General features: G+C 38.9%; 20 protein-coding genes and 10 tRNA genes. 3 read left to right on the forward strand and 27 right to left on the reverse strand.

Going from position 1 to position 17800, the window contains the following annotated elements:
- Nucleotides 1-7: 7 nt before the first annotated feature.
- The 11 genes from A8L44_RS04660 to A8L44_RS04710 all read right to left on the reverse strand — a co-directional run bounded on the left by A8L44_RS04660 (nt 8) and on the right by A8L44_RS04710 (nt 1695).
- Nucleotides 8-81 (reverse strand) — tRNA-Gly (locus A8L44_RS04660).
- Nucleotides 82-106: 25 nt separating this feature from the next.
- Nucleotides 107-183 (reverse strand) — tRNA-Pro (locus A8L44_RS04665).
- A gap of 6 nt (nt 184-189) precedes the next feature.
- A tRNA-Arg gene (locus tag A8L44_RS04670) sits at nt 190-266 on the reverse strand.
- Between the two features lie 15 nt (nt 267-281).
- Nucleotides 282-368: transfer RNA gene (locus A8L44_RS04675), tRNA-Leu, on the reverse strand.
- A 68-nt stretch (nt 369-436) separates the two neighbouring features.
- A tRNA-Leu gene (locus tag A8L44_RS04680) sits at nt 437-521 on the reverse strand.
- A gap of 10 nt (nt 522-531) precedes the next feature.
- Nucleotides 532-607: transfer RNA gene (locus A8L44_RS04685), tRNA-Lys, on the reverse strand.
- A gap of 4 nt (nt 608-611) precedes the next feature.
- Nucleotides 612-686, reverse strand: a tRNA-Gln gene (locus tag A8L44_RS04690).
- A 68-nt stretch (nt 687-754) separates the two neighbouring features.
- A tRNA-Asp gene (locus A8L44_RS04695) sits at nt 755-831 on the reverse strand.
- 10 nt (nt 832-841) lie between these two features.
- A tRNA-Met gene (locus A8L44_RS04700) sits at nt 842-915 on the reverse strand.
- A 37-nt stretch (nt 916-952) separates the two neighbouring features.
- Nucleotides 953-1027 (reverse strand) — tRNA-Glu (locus tag A8L44_RS04705).
- A 203-nt stretch (nt 1028-1230) separates the two neighbouring features.
- Complete coding sequence (locus A8L44_RS04710; RefSeq protein ID WP_066102440.1) at nt 1231-1695, reverse strand: SprT family protein; 465 nt, start codon at nt 1693-1695, stop codon at nt 1231-1233.
- 114 nt (nt 1696-1809) lie between these two features.
- Between A8L44_RS04710 and cmpA the strand changes: the two genes are divergently transcribed.
- Nucleotides 1810-1929, forward strand: a complete 120-nt coding sequence (gene cmpA / locus A8L44_RS18675; protein WP_139063802.1) for a cortex morphogenetic protein CmpA — start codon at nt 1810-1812, stop codon at nt 1927-1929.
- A gap of 20 nt (nt 1930-1949) precedes the next feature.
- Here cmpA and A8L44_RS04715 read toward each other — a convergent pair whose 3' ends face one another.
- The 14 genes from A8L44_RS04715 to acpS form a co-directional block, all read right to left on the reverse strand.
- The gene (locus tag A8L44_RS04715; protein ID WP_066102443.1) at nt 1950-4115 is read right to left on the reverse strand and encodes a Tex family protein; all 2166 of its coding nucleotides are present in this window, start codon (nt 4113-4115) and stop codon (nt 1950-1952) included.
- Nucleotides 4116-4219: 104 nt separating this feature from the next.
- The gene (locus A8L44_RS04720; RefSeq protein WP_225983640.1) at nt 4220-4822 is read right to left on the reverse strand and encodes a PP2C family serine/threonine-protein phosphatase; all 603 of its coding nucleotides are present in this window, start codon (nt 4820-4822) and stop codon (nt 4220-4222) included.
- Nucleotides 4819-5619, reverse strand: a complete 801-nt coding sequence (gene sigB / locus A8L44_RS04725) for an RNA polymerase sigma factor SigB (protein ID WP_066102445.1) — start codon at nt 5617-5619, stop codon at nt 4819-4821. Before sigB ends, A8L44_RS04720 begins: the two co-directional genes overlap by 4 nt.
- Nucleotides 5597-6070, reverse strand: coding sequence for an anti-sigma B factor RsbW (rsbW, locus tag A8L44_RS04730; RefSeq protein ID WP_066102448.1), 474 nt, complete (start codon nt 6068-6070; stop codon nt 5597-5599). Before rsbW ends, sigB begins: the two co-directional genes overlap by 23 nt.
- Nucleotides 6067-6399 carry an anti-sigma factor antagonist gene (locus tag A8L44_RS04735; RefSeq protein WP_066102453.1) on the reverse strand — a complete coding sequence of 111 codons (333 nt, stop codon included), beginning with the start codon at nt 6397-6399 and terminating at the stop codon, nt 6067-6069. The genes rsbW and A8L44_RS04735 overlap by 4 nt, the downstream gene beginning before the upstream one ends.
- A 62-nt stretch (nt 6400-6461) precedes the next feature.
- The gene (locus tag A8L44_RS04740; RefSeq protein ID WP_139063803.1) at nt 6462-7472 is read right to left on the reverse strand and encodes a PP2C family protein-serine/threonine phosphatase; all 1011 of its coding nucleotides are present in this window, start codon (nt 7470-7472) and stop codon (nt 6462-6464) included.
- 11 nt (nt 7473-7483) lie between these two features.
- Nucleotides 7484-7885: an anti-sigma regulatory factor gene (locus A8L44_RS04745; RefSeq protein ID WP_066102671.1), complete on the reverse strand. Its 402-nt coding sequence runs from the start codon at nt 7883-7885 to the stop codon at nt 7484-7486.
- A gap of 4 nt (nt 7886-7889) precedes the next feature.
- Entirely contained in the window at nt 7890-8246 is a 357-nt protein-coding gene (locus A8L44_RS04750) for an STAS domain-containing protein (protein ID WP_066102458.1), read from the reverse strand.
- Nucleotides 8243-9079, reverse strand: a complete 837-nt coding sequence (locus tag A8L44_RS04755) for an RsbT co-antagonist protein RsbRA (protein WP_066102461.1) — start codon at nt 9077-9079, stop codon at nt 8243-8245. Before A8L44_RS04755 ends, A8L44_RS04750 begins: the two co-directional genes overlap by 4 nt.
- 337 nt (nt 9080-9416) lie before the next feature.
- Nucleotides 9417-9779, reverse strand: a complete 363-nt coding sequence (locus A8L44_RS04760) for a type II toxin-antitoxin system PemK/MazF family toxin (protein WP_066102464.1) — start codon at nt 9777-9779, stop codon at nt 9417-9419.
- Complete coding sequence (locus A8L44_RS04765; RefSeq protein WP_049672447.1) at nt 9772-10053, reverse strand: CopG family ribbon-helix-helix protein; 282 nt, start codon at nt 10051-10053, stop codon at nt 9772-9774. The genes A8L44_RS04760 and A8L44_RS04765 overlap by 8 nt, the downstream gene beginning before the upstream one ends.
- Nucleotides 10054-10213: 160 nt before the next feature.
- Nucleotides 10214-11386 (reverse strand): alanine racemase, encoded by a 1173-nt coding sequence (alr, locus tag A8L44_RS04770; RefSeq protein ID WP_066102467.1) that lies wholly within the window; start codon nt 11384-11386, stop codon nt 10214-10216.
- Between the two features lie 123 nt (nt 11387-11509).
- Nucleotides 11510-12523 carry a LolA family protein gene (locus A8L44_RS04775; protein WP_225983700.1) on the reverse strand — a complete coding sequence of 338 codons (1014 nt, stop codon included), beginning with the start codon at nt 12521-12523 and terminating at the stop codon, nt 11510-11512.
- A 286-nt stretch (nt 12524-12809) separates the two neighbouring features.
- On the reverse strand, nt 12810-13163 hold the full coding sequence (gene acpS / locus A8L44_RS04780) for a holo-ACP synthase (protein ID WP_066102473.1): 354 nt from the start codon (nt 13161-13163) through the stop codon (nt 12810-12812).
- Nucleotides 13164-13259: 96 nt separating this feature from the next.
- Here acpS and A8L44_RS04785 point away from each other — a divergent pair, with 96 nt between their 5' ends.
- The gene (locus A8L44_RS04785) at nt 13260-13847 is read left to right on the forward strand and encodes a rhomboid family intramembrane serine protease (RefSeq protein WP_066102476.1); all 588 of its coding nucleotides are present in this window, start codon (nt 13260-13262) and stop codon (nt 13845-13847) included.
- Between the two features lie 82 nt (nt 13848-13929).
- The gene (locus A8L44_RS04790) at nt 13930-15069 is read left to right on the forward strand and encodes an AimR family lysis-lysogeny pheromone receptor (RefSeq protein WP_066102479.1); all 1140 of its coding nucleotides are present in this window, start codon (nt 13930-13932) and stop codon (nt 15067-15069) included.
- On the opposite strand, the gene uvsE is transcribed toward A8L44_RS04790, so the two are convergent.
- Together uvsE and A8L44_RS04800 are read right to left on the reverse strand one after the other, a co-directional pair.
- Nucleotides 15029-16015: a UV DNA damage repair endonuclease UvsE gene (gene uvsE, locus A8L44_RS04795; protein ID WP_066102482.1), complete on the reverse strand. Its 987-nt coding sequence runs from the start codon at nt 16013-16015 to the stop codon at nt 15029-15031. The genes A8L44_RS04790 and uvsE overlap by 41 nt on opposite strands.
- A 97-nt stretch (nt 16016-16112) precedes the next feature.
- On the reverse strand, nt 16113-17606 hold the full coding sequence (locus A8L44_RS04800; RefSeq protein WP_066102485.1) for a DEAD/DEAH box helicase: 1494 nt from the start codon (nt 17604-17606) through the stop codon (nt 16113-16115).
- Nucleotides 17607-17800 lie beyond the last annotated feature (194 nt).

Here is a 17800-nt window from a genome sequence, read left to right on the forward strand (position 1 = left end):
ATATAATTGGAGCGGGTGAAGGGAATCGAACCCTCATCATCAGCTTGGAAGGCTGAGGTTTTACCACTAAACTACACCCGCGTATTTAATTTATTAGAGAAGTTGATGGTCGGGAAGACAGGATTCGAACCTGCGACCCCTTGGTCCCAAACCAAGTGCTCTACCAAGCTGAGCTACTTCCCGATATAATGGCGCGCCCGAGAGGAGTCGAACCCCTAACCTTTTGATCCGTAGTCAAACGCTCTATCCAATTGAGCTACGGGCGCATAATTTAATTTGGTTGGTGCGGCCGAGAGGACTTGAACCTCCACGGGGTTAACCCCCACTAGGCCCTCAACCTAGCGCGTCTGCCATTCCGCCACGACCGCGTTTTGTTATAACGCGACGACAACAATCATTATAGTATTTATTCCACCGTAATTCAAGTGGTAATAAATGGTGCGGGTGAAGGGACTTGAACCCCCACGCCGTAAGGCGCCAGATCCTAAGTCTGGTGCGTCTGCCAATTCCGCCACACCCGCATATTTATAATGGTGAGCCATGAAGGACTCGAACCTTCGACCCTCTGATTAAAAGTCAGATGCTCTACCGACTGAGCTAATGGCTCTAAATGGCTGGGCTAGCAGGATTCGAACCTACGAATGACGGAGTCAAAGTCCGTTGCCTTACCGCTTGGCTATAGCCCAAAGGTGTTTTATAACACACTTTTTATTATAATCACTTTTCTCTTATAAGATAAGTGTTATTTTATAAATGGCGGTCCGGACGGGACTCGAACCCGCGACCTCCTGCGTGACAGGCAGGCATTCTAACCAACTGAACTACCGGACCATTTGTTTAATTGCGGGGACAGGATTTGAACCTGCGACCTTCGGGTTATGAGCCCGACGAGCTACCAGACTGCTCCACCCCGCGACGATATTAATCTCACTCAAACAATCTGAGGTTTGATTGGTGACCCCTACGGGATTCGAACCCGTGTTACCGCCGTGAAAGGGCGGTGTCTTAACCGCTTGACCAAGGGGCCGTTCATTACTAACTTTCAGTCTCTCAAGCACTTTCTCATCTCTTCGCGAGAACTTCAAGCGCCCCAGTCGACTTTATCTATTATAATGAATCTCTTTTAACATGTCAACACTTTTTTTAAAAGTTTTTTTCGTTAAAGTTTGATGTCATTTTTGCTTTCGGCTTTAATAAGGCCGCTCAAATAAGTTACCATGTTAGCAAGGTCTATGTCAACGATTTTTTTAAAATAATTTTTCCACGACATTTTCCACATACATATTTCTTTGTATCAAGCTTTCTTTTTCGTCGATATTCCAGACCGCAAGATCGGCATTCGTATAGCCATTTCACAGGCCGTACAGCACGGATATTGCTTTCCAGGGCTGAGCAAAAACGAGGTGAGTTGGTCTTTGCCATCAATTGTTTAAAGTCCCGATTTCCATGCCTGTATCCCTTCCCTTGCAGGTGCAGGTGATAATGGCATAATTCATGTTTAATAATTCCCTTTATCTCTTCCATTCCTAGTTCATCTAAGTATCTTCGATTAATCTCAATATTATGGCTCACTAATAAATACCGTCCGCCTGTTGTCCTTAATCTGTTATTAAAGATTGCCTTATGAGTGAATGGTATCCCAAAATCCTCTATGGATATTTTTTCAACTAATTTCTGTAATTCCCGGTCCGTCATAAGTTAAACCTCCACACTTTTAAAGTAACAAACCCGGCGGCTGTTACATACAATAAACTAACCATGGGCTTATCACCTATTCATAGTACATCATTTATGAAAGGAGGTCTAAATATGCCTGCTTGGTTGCAAAACCAAATCCAAAGAGCCTTTCTTGAAAAAAACAGCAAGCAAGTGCAACTATTGAATCAATGTTGGTTTTTTTATAAAAAAAGCATTGCCCAATACGATTAAGGCAATGCTTCACGTTTATATTATCCAGCCGGATTTATCATTGTAAGGGCAATTCGTTCTTTAGGTATATCTACTTGATCAACCCAGACAGTCACCACATCCCCAACTGATACAACATCCATTGGATGCTTTACATATCGTCTGCTCAATTTCGAGATATGAACTAGACCGGCCTGCTTTACGCCGATGTCAATAAATGCGCCAAAATCAACGACATTACGAACAACGCCTTGGAGCTCCATCCCTTGCTTAAGATCCTCCATCTTCAGTACATCAGATTTTAATAGAGGTGCAGCCAATTCGTCACGCGGATCTCTTTCTGGTCTCATCAAGGCATCCAGAATATCTCCCAATGTGATTTCGCCAATATTCAATTTCTCCGCCATTTCACTTTTCTTCACCGTGGTTAGCGCTTCTCTTAATCGTTCACTTCCTAAATCATCCGTTGTGAAACCGAGCATTTTCAATAAAGAACGAACGGACTGATAGTTTTCAGGATGTATGGATGTCCGATCAAGCGGCTCTTCCCCACCAATTACTCTTAAAAACCCAATGGCTTGTTCATAGGTTTTCGCACCAAGCCTTGGAATCTTTTTTAAAGAAGCCCGATTTCGGAATGCTCCTTCTTTCTCTCTCTTTTTTACGATATTTTGGGCTACAGACTTGGAAAGACCCGCCACATATTGCAATAGAGAAGGAGAGGCTGTATTCACATTAACCCCCACTCGGTTTACTGCCGTTTCAACCACAAAACCAAGTGACTCATTCAGTTTTTTTTCTGAAACATCATGTTGATATTGCCCTACACCTACAGATTTAGGATCTATCTTCACCAATTCCGCCAAGGGATCCTGTAGTCTTCTTGCAATCGAGACCGCACTTCGCTGCTCCACCTGTAAATCTGGAAACTCTTCTCTTGCGATATCTGATGCCGAATAAACACTTGCACCGGCCTCATTTACAATTACGTAATAGATTTTTTCACTTTGCTTCTTCAACGTATCTGCAATGAATTGTTCTGTCTCTCGAGATGCTGTTCCGTTCCCGATTGTGATGATTTCTATGTTATATCTTTTGAGTATAGACAGAATAGCCTCCGTTGCCTCTTTCTTTTTAGCTACTGGCGGATGCGGATAAATCACTCCTACCTCAAGCATTTTCCCTGTAGGATCGACTACTGCATATTTACAGCCTGTACGATAAGCCGGATCTACACCCAATACCATTTTTCCCTTTAAAGGCGGCTGAAGCAGTAAATTTCTGAGATTCTCAGAAAAAATATAGATAGCTTGGTCTTCAGCCTTTTCCGTCAACTCATTACGAATCTCCCTTTCAATAGAAGGCTGAATCAATCGCTTATAGCTATCTTCTATTGCTTCCTTCATAATCACTGCACTCGGATTGGCTGTATTCAAATTCATTTTTCTAGCGAGATAATCCAGTATTTTCTGTGTATCGGTTTTGATGGAAACTCGAAGCACTCCCTCTTTTTCACCACGATTAAGTGCCAAAATGCGATGAGGAACTATTTTTCCTATTGCTTCATCATAGTCGTAGTACATCTCAAATACCTTTTTCTCATCTTTCTTCTCATCTTTACTAACAGATTTAATCAAGCCAAACTTAAATGTTTCATCCCGAATCCATTTTCTGAAAGAGGCATTATCAGAGATATTCTCTGCTATAATATCTTTCGCACCATCTAAAGCTTCTTCTGGCGTTGTCACTCCCAACTCCACATCAACAAATTGAGCAGCTTTTTCAAGTGGGTTTGCAGTTTGAGGAGCTTCCATGATCCATTTCGCCAACGGTTCTAATCCTTTTTCTTTTGCGACCGTTGCTTTTGTGCGACGCTTTTGCTTAAAAGGACGATACAAATCTTCAATAATTTGCAGTTTTACTGCCTTGATGATTTCACGTGATAACTCCTCTGTGAGTTTCCCTTGCTCCTCAATAATACGCAGGACTTCTTCCTTTCTTTTTTCCAAATTATCGAGATAGGTCCACCGCTCAGAAATTGTTCTAATTTCAACCTCATCCAATGAGCCGGTCATTTCTTTTCGATAACGCGCTATAAATGGAATCGTATTACCATCCTCTAAAAGCGCCAATACATTGGATACTTGACTCCCCTTCACTGAAAGCTCTGACGCTATATATTGAACCAATTCACTCTTCGACTTCATTAACAAACCTTCCCTCTGCAAATAATTACCTTTATAGTATCATAACCTTTTCTGCTACAAATACTGGACTCTCATAAATAACACAAAAAAGAAGTCTCTTATAATTATAAAAGACTCCCAAAAATGAATGTAATATCATCGTTCAAGGCACTATTTTGACTTTCTAATTTTTTCGCAGTTTCTTCAAGAGAACTAGCATTTCGCAGGAAATTTTTCGTCCCCTTCATTTCAAATCCATCGGAGTGAATGAAAAATTTAGTGGACGGAGTATATGTAAACTGTTGAGTATGGAATTTCTGCTTTCTTCCAGATAAATATCCGGTTACAGGTAGGGGATAGATCATTTTATCATTTGGAGGATATAGATAGAAACGGATATTACCAACACAGCTGTACTGAAATTCTTTCTTTTTGAAGTCCACTTTTAAAATAGCGACAGCGGCGCCTCGCTTTCTTAGCAGGGCCTGATTACATCGTTCCATAATATCTCCAACATCCTCGCTCTGATACTCCCGAACTACATTAGTAACTGCCCGAGAGGATTCATGAGCAAACTCCCCTGATCCTAATCCATCTGCGATGACACAAATAAAGTAATCATCCGTCACTTCATAAAAATAGTCATCACCACATAACAGCTTTCCTTGTTTAGGTGATTGAGACACAATTAATTGCACTCTACTATCCCTTAGCACTTCTTGATTCACCGTATATACTCCGAATTCTCAGCATTAATGGCTTCCTGCAGTTTTTTTATAGCACGGCGTTGAAGACGGGATACATGCATTTGAGATATACCTAATCGATCTCCCGCTTCCTTTTGACTTAGATTTTCTAGATAGGTGTATTGTATGATTTTCTTTTCGCGATCTGACAATACATGGAGAACTTTCTCCAAAACCAACCGCTGATTCACCTTTTCATATCCTTCATCCACATTTCCGAAGATATCTAACAAAGTGACTGTTCCGCCGTCTGAATCCGCCTCGATTGAGTGATCCACTGATAGCGCCTGATAACTTTTACTCATTTCCATCGCTTCTAAAACTTCTTCCTCAGAAACTTCTAAGTACTGAGCAATTTCTTCAATCTTAGGAGAACGATGCAATTCTGAGGTAAGTTCTTCAACAGTCGACTTGATTTTTGGACCAAGCTCTTTAATTCTGCGAGGAACGTGAACACTCCATGTTTTATCACGTAAAAAGCGTTTAATCTCTCCAATTATCGTCGGGACAGCAAAAGCCTCGAAGCTTTTTCCGAAGGAATCATCATACCTGCGAATCGCACCCAGCAATCCAATCATGCCAACCTGGGCAATATCCTCATGATATGATTTTCCCTTTGAATACTTTCTCGCAATCGTTTCAACTAGCCCGGTATAGTGCTGAACAAGTTGAGCCTGTGCTTCTTCATCTCCATGGAGTTGATAGGCTTTAATCCATTCCGTGACTTGGTCTCTCATTTGTGCCTTTTTCTCATCACTAGTTTGAGATTGTTTCTGCATCACTCTCCACCTGCTCTCCCTCAAGAAACTTCGTCATGAATACTGTCACACCTTCATTATGGTGTATTTTCACTTCATCCATGAGCGTTTCAATCAGATATAGACCTAATCCTCCTTCTCTTAAGAATTCCACTGATTGGTCTCTCTCATAAGGCCCCAAGCCTTGTCGCACCTCTTCAAAATCACAGCTTTCGCCATTATCGACTACCATTACTTCAAGACGGTCTTCATATAATCCAAAGCCTATGATAACTTCCCCATCCCGCTCGCCCTTGTACGCATGCTGAACTGCATTTGTACAAGCCTCGCTCGTAGCAATTTTCAAATCTTCTATACTATCATATGAAAACCCCATACGGCTGGCTATTCCTGATAAAGTTAATCTCATTACCCCGATAAATTCAGGTTTTGCAGGTATCTTCATTTCAATATATTCGTATGTTTCACTCATTGCGTTCCACCCTCTGCATGGCTTTTTATATGGATTATATCCGCTAAACCAGTGATTTCAAAAAGACGATGTAATCTCTCTGATAGTCCGATGATTCTAAAATCCCCATTGTGCGCTCGAACATTTTTAAATAATCCTACAAATACCCCAAGACCTGTGCTGTCCATATAAGAAACATCGGTTAAATCAATAATCATGACTACTTTATCTTGATCCGACAAAGGAAATAGTGTCTCTCTTAACTTCGGTGCTGTGTATGCATCTATCTCGCCTTTAACATTTACATGTATTTCAGAATTTACATTCTGTACATCAATAGAAATATTCATGAATTTGTACCTCTCCTCAAAAAGTCATGTTCCGCTATCCTTCTTTACCCGAAATTATCCACTTAAAACTTCCGTCTCATAATTATCAAGGTAAAATCATCTCTTAATTGAAAATGTTGCATCTTTTCCAACTTTTTATAGAGATTGTTTACAATGGTTTGGGCATCTAAATGAATAGATTCCCGAATAAATTGAACCAACGTATCTCTTTCTATAAATCCCTCATTTGTCCTGCACTCTGTTACCCCATCAGATAGAAGGATAATCATATCGCCTATTTCAATCTTTCTTTCATATTGCCTGTATACTGTTTTTTTATCTACACCAAGCAACAGACCCTTAGCAGTTAACTCGGTAAATTCATTTTTTTCGTAATTATAGAAAAATCCCGGTTCATGGCCTGCTGAAGCATATGTAAAAATATGATTTGAGGGATCATATAGACCATAAAACATCGTTATGAACATACTCGGTCCAACATTTTGCTCCACAACACGGTTAATACTTTCCAGAACACTCGCTGGGGATGTGCGATGCTCCGGCAAAGAATCCATCGCGTACTTAATCATGGACATACATAACGCCGCCGGTATCCCTTTGCCAATAATATCAGCAATCGCTACAGCCACTCGATTATGCTCATCCTGAACAAAATGAAAATAATCTCCGCTCATGTGCTTAGCCGGAACACTTATGGCTCCAATTTCAAGATTTTTTAGTACAGGAACTCGCGTTTCCAATAAAGTCTGCTGAACATTAGCCGCTATCTCCATCTCACTCTTCAGTTCTCTTTGTTGATGGCGGAGACTCTGTAATTCACGAAAGGCTACACCATACTCCATCATAATTTCCAACAAAAAATCAAAAGAGTGGCTGACTTCTTCCGAAATATCAGGAAGTATTTCTTTTAGCGTATTTTTATGCAAACTTATTATCTCTTCAGGTGATACCATCTGTTCTATAGCTTCTTTGCTGATTTTATGTCCGAGATATAACGCTTTTTCCGTATGCTCTTTCAAGTAATTCGAGAGAGCTTCACGGTATCTTTCCTCCATGCACTCTCTATTTTCCACATACCTTCCCCCTATCGGAGCCATTTAGTAGACATTATTCGCGTACCCTTTCCAACATCAGAGTCAATATCAAAGTCATCCATCAATCTCTTGACTCCCGGCAAACCAGCTCCCAGACCTCCCGATGTTGTATATCCATCTTCCATTACTCTTCTTATATCACTTATTCCCGGACCATTATCCTCTGCTATGACTCTGAGACCCGTTCTCCCATTGTCATAGACTTTTTCAATGCATATTTGGCCCTGCCCTGCATAGAGATAGATATTCCTTGCTAATTCACTTATGGTTGTGGTTATTCTTGCCTGATCCACGGTGCCAAACCCCAACTCTTTGGCCACATTTCTGCCCACTTGTCGGGCTGCAACAATATCCCACTCATTAAGAATTTTTACGTAGGATTGGGTGCTCATCATGCTAGTCCCCCAGTTCCTTTTGTAATTTCTCCAAACCCTTTTCAAGATCCAAAGCTGTCATCACATCGGATAATGTAATGCCCAATTCAATTAATGTGATGGCAACTGCAGGCTGTATCCCTGTAATCACTACTTTTGCTCCCATTAATTTTGACATGTCAATGACATCGCCAAGGACTTTAGCTATAAAAGAATCAATGATATCTACTGAAGTTAGATCAATCACCACTCCATTTGCATTTGTTTCATGTATCTTATGCAGTAAATCCTCCTGAAATTGCAGCGCTGTTGCATCATCCAATTCCCATTGAATAGAAATCAGGAGACAATCATGCAACTTTAATATCGGAATCCTCATACTAATTCCTCCGGGGTTACGATAATTTTTCTATTTGTAATTTCCAGGGCAGCCTCTACACCCTTTTTCAATGTATTTTTAGTTATGATTTCATCTAAGTTAATGCCGAGGTTGACAATTGTTTGAGCAATCTCCGGACGTATTCCCACCAACATACAACGGGCACCAACCAAACGAACAGCCTCTGCTGCCTGAATAATATGATGAGCCACCATAGTGTCAACAACAGGCACTCCAGTAATATCAATCAACACTACCTCAGAACGATGCTTTACTACGCCATCCAAAAGATTTTCCATAATTTGTCTCGCGCGTTCTGTATCTATTGTACCTATAAGAGGCATTACAGTAATCCCTTCAAACACAGGAATAAGAGGTGCTGATAATTCCTGGAGTGCAATTTTTTGCAAAGAAACGGTTCGTTCCCACGTAGATGTATAAACATTCAGAATTTCATTATTTAAAGGGGTAATCCACTCGTCAAAATCCAGCACAATCTCAAGCTGATTTTCCTTTGTCATTACCCCTTCATTTACCATACCGTCTGTAACAACTACATTAAATGCTTTCAATCCCTCATTCACAAATGTTAACGGCCAGCCTAAACGAATAATTTTAGCTGCAAAATCACTAAGTTTCACTTTAAATTCTTCATCAGAATCTTTAATATTAGAAATCAGCACTTCAATAAATTCATTACTGGTGTGAATAAACATTTGATCTGAAACAATCTTCACGACTCGATCATCCGCTTTATCCTTTACACGTTCAATCCACTGCTGCAAAATGATGTCTTTATGACCCTGGATATAGTTTTGCACAAGTTTATTCATTAGTTCCTCCTCCATCAAGTTTTCTGTTAGATTCTTTTATATGGATACATGTACTTTAATTTATTTAATAATTTCAAAAAAACCATATTCACAAACTATTATAAACACTTAAAAAGGAAATAGGAAATCTTAAATTCCTTCGTAATATTGCCGTAATACAGCAACAACGTATTTGTAATTTCTATAACCTGTACTTCATTCCCTTTTTGTCACTAACTTAAACCAAAAATAAGTTTTTCTAAGTTAAAAAGTGCAAAAAAAACTGCCAAGAATTCGGATTCTTGGCAGCCTAACCTTCAACACAGAAGTATATTTATTATTTATAATCTTTTTACTATTACAATTCCACGAGTCCCAGACTGATTTGGAGCGCATTATCAACCTTACGCATCATTTCATCATCCAGCTGTGTTATTTTATCTGTCAATCTCTGCTTATCAATTGTTCGAATTTGTTCAAGTAAAATAACAGAATCGCGTTCGAATCCATATTTTTGGGCGTCAATTTCTACATGGGTCGGCAGTTTCGCTTTTTGTATTTGAGCCGTAATTGCCGCAATAATTACGGTAGGGCTAAATCGATTTCCGATATCATTCTGAATAACAAGTACAGGTCTTACCCCTCCTTGCTCAGATCCAACCACTGGAGACAAATCAGCGAAATACACATCACCACGTTTAACATTTAAACCCTTATTCACCGCTAACTAAACGCTCCACAGCATGTTCAGCTTCATATTCTGCCTGGAAAGCTTCTGCAGCCATAGTTAAATTAATATTGGCCATCTCCATATATCCACGGCGCATGGATTCGCGAAACTCTTTCTTTTTGCGTTCTTGCAAATACATTTTAGTTGCTTGATAAATAAATTCGCTTCGATTCACATTTTCTTCTCTCACGTATCCATCCAACTCACTTAGCAAATTTTGGGGCAAGCGTATTAGAATTTCCGTAGTTGCACTGGACTCAGACACAGGCAAACACCTCCACCATCACTACAAACCACATAGTTCTTTACTATTATATCTTACCATTATTACTTCTGCATGCAAAGGTGTCTAGTACATTTCTTTCTTATTATGAGGCTAAATAGTTGTCCTTTATTCATTATTCATGCACATATGTGTTAAATAATTAATAATGAAATAACTGATTTACAGTTTCAACAATTAAACCATCCTGCTTATACACTCGAGGGACTCTGCTTGATAGTTGACAAATAACCTCGTAATTAATCGTTTCTAATTTCTCGGCGATCTCATCAACTGTAATTGTCTCATCACCATCGTTCCCGATAAGAGTAACCACTGTATCCTCAGGAACAGACTGATCTAATTTAACCATGCACTGATCCATACAAATGCGTCCGACAATAGGTGCTCTATGTCCTTTAACCAGTACAGATTGCCCAGATAGTTTTCTGATCCATCCATCCGCATATCCAATAGGCAAAGTGGCTATCCATTCAGGCTCACTCGCTGTATACGTTGCACCGTACCCAACTGTATCACCCATTGAAATCTTCTTGATTTGCTTTATCTTTGTATAAAGAGATAAGGCAGGCTTCAACGTTACTGGGAGGTCTTTTGATATTTCCGGTGATGGACTTAAGCCATACATGGAAATACCAAGCCTTACTGTATTGAAATAGGCATCAGGATATCTCATAGCTGCCGCACTATTACTAGTATGAATGTAAGGCGGCAAGTATTCCATATTATCAAGAATCTCCTTGAATTTCAACAATTGGTTTTGAGTTTTGTCCAAGTCCAGCTCATCTGCACTGGAAAAATGAGTGAATATACCTTCAAGATGAATATAATCTTGATTCTTAAGCATATATTCTATTTCTTTCATCTCTTGTATATTCCTTATCCCAAGTCTGCCCATGCCTGTATCAATTTTTATGTGTATATTTAGCGGTTGCTGTATATTTTCTTCCTGTAAATATGCTATAGCTTTCCCTATCCAATCAATGTCATGTACATTTAAAGAGATATTGTACTGCACGGCTACCTTGGAGTCTTCCGCCCTAGTGGAACCTAGTACTAAGATCGGCACTTTTATACCTGCCTGACGAAGCCTGATCGCCTCATCCAAGAAAGCTACGGCCAAACTGGTTGCTCCGGCACCTAATGCCACTTCAGCCACTTGCCGATCTCCATGTCCATATGCATTTGCCTTTACAACCGCCATGATGTCAGTAGTTTGAGGCAACAGATGCCTAATCTGTTCAACGTTATGCTTTATATGATCTAAATTGATTTCTGCCCATGTATCTCTATAGGATAATTGACTATTTTTCATAAGAGGTTTACCTACCTTTAGATGATTATAATTTGATTATTCCCCTTAATGAAAGGATAGTCAATTCATTCCTCAGAAACTAAAAAGAAATAGACCTGCCTTTATTAACAGGTCCATCCACTTCTATTTTTCTGCAGTTTCCTGCACTGATTTCGCAACCATGATCATCTCGTCTGATGTGAGATTTTTTGCAGCGAGCATGAAATCTATCCCTTCATAAGACCAGGATATTGAGTTTTCTGTCATATTGCCAATTGTGAATCCTAAATCAACCGGCTCACCTTCTGCTATGGTGACCGCAGCTTCTTTGACAATCTTTGATTTAGTTTCAATTAACGTGTATTGTTTTTCATCACCCGCAAATGTCAGAACGGCTCGTTTTCCTTCCTCTGTTTTGATCATTTTCTCTCCTGCAGGCTCCACACCCTGTATCTCGGCTGTTGGATATTGAGCTTCAAAATCAATATCTTCTTCAGAAGACATTACCGGCACTTCCAATTGCGCTCCTGTCATATTCTTTTTCACATCAAAATCACTATTACTGTAATTCGGATTGAACTTCGTTTTTTCAAATTCAACCTGAACTAATGCATTACGATCAGAATCCATTACATCTACACTTACAGGCTCTAGTGTTTTGCGGTCAAATTTCACGACCTGCAATGGAAGCATCTTATTGTTCTGATATCTTGTTTTTGTCTCAAACACATAACTATCATCTGTTGCCTTAAAGGTTGCATCCTTATCAACAGTTACATCTGTAATTAAAGACTCATACAGATAGGCCTGCGAGCTGTTTTTTGGCCACTCACTTTGAAACTTAAAACTTTTATTAAGCGCTGGAGTTAATACAAATACCCCTTCTTCATTCCGCAGGATGATTTGACTTTGATCCTTTTGAGCATTTTTCAAGTTTACCCGGTAATTTGATGGAGATTGATACCATACTTCCACATCATATACTTGTGGTTCTGTACCCATTTTTAAAGTCATTTTCGCATCTGCTTTGTATCCCTTTAATTCATTCATCTTTTCCGTTAACGCATCCACAACTTCAGTTTGCGATTTTTCCCCGCAGCCTGCTAAGACCAACATAAATCCCAATGTCAGCGTCAGCATCATTAACCTCCTCAAGATCTCATCCCCTTTTAACAGTAGTAAGTAAAAGGGAGAGGAAAGCCCGATCCGGTTTGTTCATTTACATTCCAGTACATTTTTAAGATACATCCTTTCAAAACATTCTTTATTTCTGCTATTCTTATGTTAATTCAATAACGCTGTTGAAAGCCCGCAAAGAGTGTTTTATCTTAAATACATATGGGTAGTAAATGTCCAAAACAAGGCCTTGTCTCTCCAATTCGTTAATTGAATATATGAGACAATCCTTCTGAATATGTGCTTGCGGGGGACAAACAATTTATTTTTATCGTTTTTCAAGTAGAACCTGGGCAGCCGCATATTGTTTAGTATGGGTAATACTTAAGTGTGCCTTTACCTCTAAAGGATGTTTGATAATCGGTTTACCATTCTTGTCAGGAATAATGCTAATATCATGGAACGATAGTTTACCGCCGATACCTGTACCATTTGCTTTTGAAAATGCCTCTTTAGCAGAAAATCGTCCGGCAAGCCACTCGATTTTTCGATTTTCACCAAGTGACAGATAGTATTCCTTTTCATCTTCAGTTAGTATACGATCAACAAATTTCGGCTGCCGTTTAAGAATATCTCTCACTCTCTCAAGTTCAATAATATCGATACCAATTCCAACAATCATTGGTTCACACCCTCACAATTTATATAGCTATTTTAGTTTAAACATTACCTCATTATAAATGATTTACCAAATCTTATTATGTTAGGATGATGTCTTTTGTTCACTCGTACCGAAAGTTTCGGGCAATTTATCCGTTTTTATCCGGGAGTCAGTCTTTTAACAGCTGTGTGTATAGTTCTTTTTATTATCACTTCTTTACCAATCTCTCTTGGAAGAGATCTTTACACCTTATTAAGCGGAGTTAACTTATTCATTGCAGAGGGTGAATATTGGAGATTGGTCACACCAATCTTTCTTCACATTGGCTTTTCCCATCTATTATTCAATAGTTTCTCCTTAATTATTATTGGTCCTGGACTGGAAAATATATTAGGTACATTTAGATTCAGTCTCCTTTTTATACTGTCCGGTACCCTTGCAAATGTTCTTACATTCTTTGCAGAACCTTTAATGTATGCTCATGTGGGAGCCAGCGGTTCCATTTATGGGCTATTTGGATGTTTTGCCTATATCATCTTTTTTAGAAAAGATTTAATTTCGCAGCAAAATTCACAGGTTATACTAGCTTTAATTATTATCGGGGTAGTCATGTCTTTTTTCCAATCATCCATTAATATCACAGGGCATATTGGCGGCCTTATAATGGGCTTTGCACTCTCCCGTCTATTTTTAGTTAATCGATAATTAGATGAATCTATTTCCTCTCTAGGAAAAATTAACTATAATAGAAATAGCATCTTTAAATTAGAGAGAGAAGGTAGAAGCTATGGATTTATCATTCAGTGAATTTTTGATTCCTCAACCCATAAAAGGAAATGGCCAAGAATGCCTTACATTTTCTATCCCTGAATGGATGAATTTATCTGACACCTTCTCTATTCATACATATGAACAGTATCATCCAATCTATGTCATGCAGGCAATGGCTTCTGTATCACTAACAAATGAAAAGGAAGCCTTCAAAATTGTAAAATCATATTACTGCAAATGTACATCTGGAGTAGTTCAGAAACTCTTTGTCCTGGAATATTTATTCCGTTTAGGATGCATGGATTGGATTAAAACATTAATACTCGAAGATTCCTCCAACCCAGAAAATAATGAATTAAGAAATGTATTTTCTATTTATATTGCTCAGGCAGAGGCTCAGATCGATAACTCAGAGCTTATTGATCAAGCATTTAATCTGTCTTCAAGCTGTTTAGAAATTAATATTGCTTCTATCATTTCACATATGTATGGGATTAGTCAGTTAAGATTGCAAGAGCCACTCAATAAATTAATAAAGGCTGTCGAACCCATGCTTTTACTATGTAAAGAGGAGGATTTGCTGTCTATCTTTAAAATACAGCTTGGAGAAATGTATTTAGTCTCTATGTTATGCAGCAGCACAAATCCAGAGAACGTTCGAAACGCCTGCCAACAATACTTTAACAATAAAGATTTATTGCAACAATTCCCTACTCTGGAAATCAGCCTGTCTCACATCATAGCTCATTCTTATATGTTCGATAGCTTCCCTATAGCAAAAGAATGGGTTACGAAGGGATTAGCTCTGCTGAAAAATGTCCATATGCAACGCAGACCTTATTTGGAGGCTTCACTTAATTGTTCTTTGGATATATTCAGGAGCTTATGGCGCAGAGAATTGGATATACAACCGACATCCCCATCTGAAAAAGCCTATCGTTATATGGTAACTGGCCAAACACATCTAGGAAGCAAGATATTAGAGACTTTGCAAACAGAAAAAGGATCACTCACCCTTTTTGAACACTTTTATTTAGCTATTGGTAAAGGTCCTCATGAATTACGAGAGGCACAGAACCTTTTCATACATAGCCGTAATTACTATTATGCCAAGCTTATCGACTTTCATTTGTCACAGGCTCATACGAAAATATAGCACCATCCATTATTTTAAAGCCATCTAGCAATTTTAATTGCTCAATCAACTTGAAAACAGCAAAATCTTTATGCTTAGCCTCCAGCATACAATCAACTTGGCTTGTCAAATTATTATTCCCCTGCACTAATTCCATCATTTCTTCTTTTTGCACATGATCAGCATGTGCTTTTTTATTTTTTTCATTCTTCGGGGATGAAAGATGGACTTTAACAGGCAAGCTTGAATTACTCCAGGTTTGCACAATCCTTGGCCAGTGATCTTTCCAATCTCCCTGACAGTTTTGTTTATGATGGTGTAAATCAAATACCATTGGAATGGATAGTTTTTCACATAGGTAAAGGGTATCCTGTATGCCAAATAGCGTATCATCATTTTCCAATATAATCATTTCCTGAATATCCACAGGCACATATCCCCAATTATGAATAAATTGTTCAAGAGCTTGTTCCTTATCTTGATATAAACCACCAATATGTAATACACAACGATGTTTTGGCGATAATCCAAAAGCTTTTAGTAATCGAAAATGCATCCTTAATGTCTTAATTGATGTTTTCAAGATATTCTTATCTTCACTATTTAAAACAACGAAGTGATCCGGATGAAAATCAATTCTCATATGAGAATGCTTTTTTAGATATTCTTTAATCGCACTTGTTTCCTCTTTTATACCGGCCATATAGTTCCAATCTTCTAAATCCGGATGGTTGGCAAGTGGTATTAATTTTGAGGAAAATCGAAAGAATTGGATACCATTTACTTCATTATGAATTAATAAACGAAGGCAGTTTTTAAGATTGGTTTTTGCAATTTTCTCCAGTCTTTTTATAGCGGCTTCTCTATTTGCCAGCTTGCTGAATTGCGCATATGTCATTGTTTTTGAGGGGGATGCATTTTTCAATTCCATACTCATAGCTACATAACCTAAGCGAATAATAGTCATAAGATTTACTCACCTCCTATGCTTATTATGAACAATGGAAGGTAATTCATTACAAAAAGGCCAATCCTAATGTGTAGGATTGGCCTTTATTTAAATCTTATTTACTTGTGTTTTTTGGTTTAGAGTTTGAGTAAGACTTTCTGCGTCCACCTTGATTGGTGCTGCTGCTGCGTCTTCTGTCTCCGCCACCACGGCTATCTCTGTCTCCGCCTCTGTTATATGGACGTTTGCTTCCGCCACCTTTTCCGCCTTTATAGCCATCTTTGCGGAATGGAAGTGGTCTCTCTTCTGAGATGGTTACAGGCTTTTCATCCGGCTCTCTAATGAACAATTTCAATGCTGCAGCAACTAATTCCTCTGCAGTATGATCTTCTATCATTTCTTTAGCCAACGGAAGATATGCCGTTAAGTCCTCAGAAGAAACAACATTGTACAATTTTTCTTTTACAGTTCTTTGCTGTCCTTCAAGCGCATCTGTAACAGTTGGAGCTTTTATACGCTCCATTTTCTTTTTAGTGGTGCGTTCAACCACTTCAAGATAAGACATTTCACGTGGAGTTACGAATGTAACTGCCATACCTTCTTTACCCGCTCTTCCTGTACGTCCAATACGGTGAACATAACTTTCAGGATCCTGAGGAATATCAAAGTTATAAACATGAGTAACACCGGAAATATCAAGACCACGTGCAGCCACATCCGTAGCTACCAATATATCGACTGCTCCCTCTTTAAACTTGCGTAAGACTGACATACGACGTGCTTGTGTCAAATCACCATGGATTCCTTCAGCTGTATAACCACGTACTGTTAATGCTTCTGCTAATTCATCAACACGACGTTTAGTACGGCCAAATATAATAGCTAATTCCGGCGTATGGATATCAATTAGACGAGTTAATGCATCGAATTTTTCTCTTTCCGGAACACGTACATAATATTGGCTGATTGCCGGTACAGTCATTTCTCTCGCTTTTACACGAACTGTTTTTGGTTCATGCATGAATCTTTCGGCTATACGACGAATTGGATCAGGCATAGTTGCAGAGAACAATAGAGTTTGGTGATTATCTGGAACAGAAGATAGAATAGATTCAATATCTTCAATGAATCCCATGTTCAACATTTCATCTGCTTCATCAAGAACTACAGTATGAACATTGTTCAAACGAATTGTTTTTCTGTTAATATGATCCAACAGTCTGCCTGGTGTACCCACGATGATATGCGGACGTTTTTTTAACGCACGGATTTGACGAGTTATATCCTGACCGCCATATACTGCCAGAACGCGGGAACGGTTGCCTGCTCCGATTTTGTAAAGCTCTTCAGAAACCTGAATAGCAAGTTCACGTGTCGGTGCAATGATTAATCCCTGAATTTCGTCTCTTTTTACATCGATTTTTTCAATCATCGGAATTCCAAACGCAGCAGTTTTACCAGTACCTGTTTGAGCTTGTCCGATTAAATCCCCACCCTGCAATGCAAGTGGAATCGTTTCAGATTGGATTGGAGTTGCTTCTTCAAACCCCATGCCTTCTACTGCTCTTAATGTGTCGCTGCTAATTCCTAATTCACTAAATAATGTCATTAATTTTTCTACCCCCAAGATAGGTGTTATTTTAACAATTGCTTCAATATATTTTTCATTCCTGTAAAACAGGATTACGGTCAATTTAATCATGCCTGTTGCACAGGGTTCGATCTCACAAAAAAAAGCGGCCGTCAGTATCCCGGCAGCATGAGTTCATAAGTCCAATTCATTTGGAAAATTTTCATGAAACG

Origin of the sequence: Bacillus sp. FJAT-27986, assembly GCF_001685035.1 — a bacterium.
GTDB lineage: Bacteria > Bacillota > Bacilli > Bacillales > Pradoshiaceae > Pradoshia.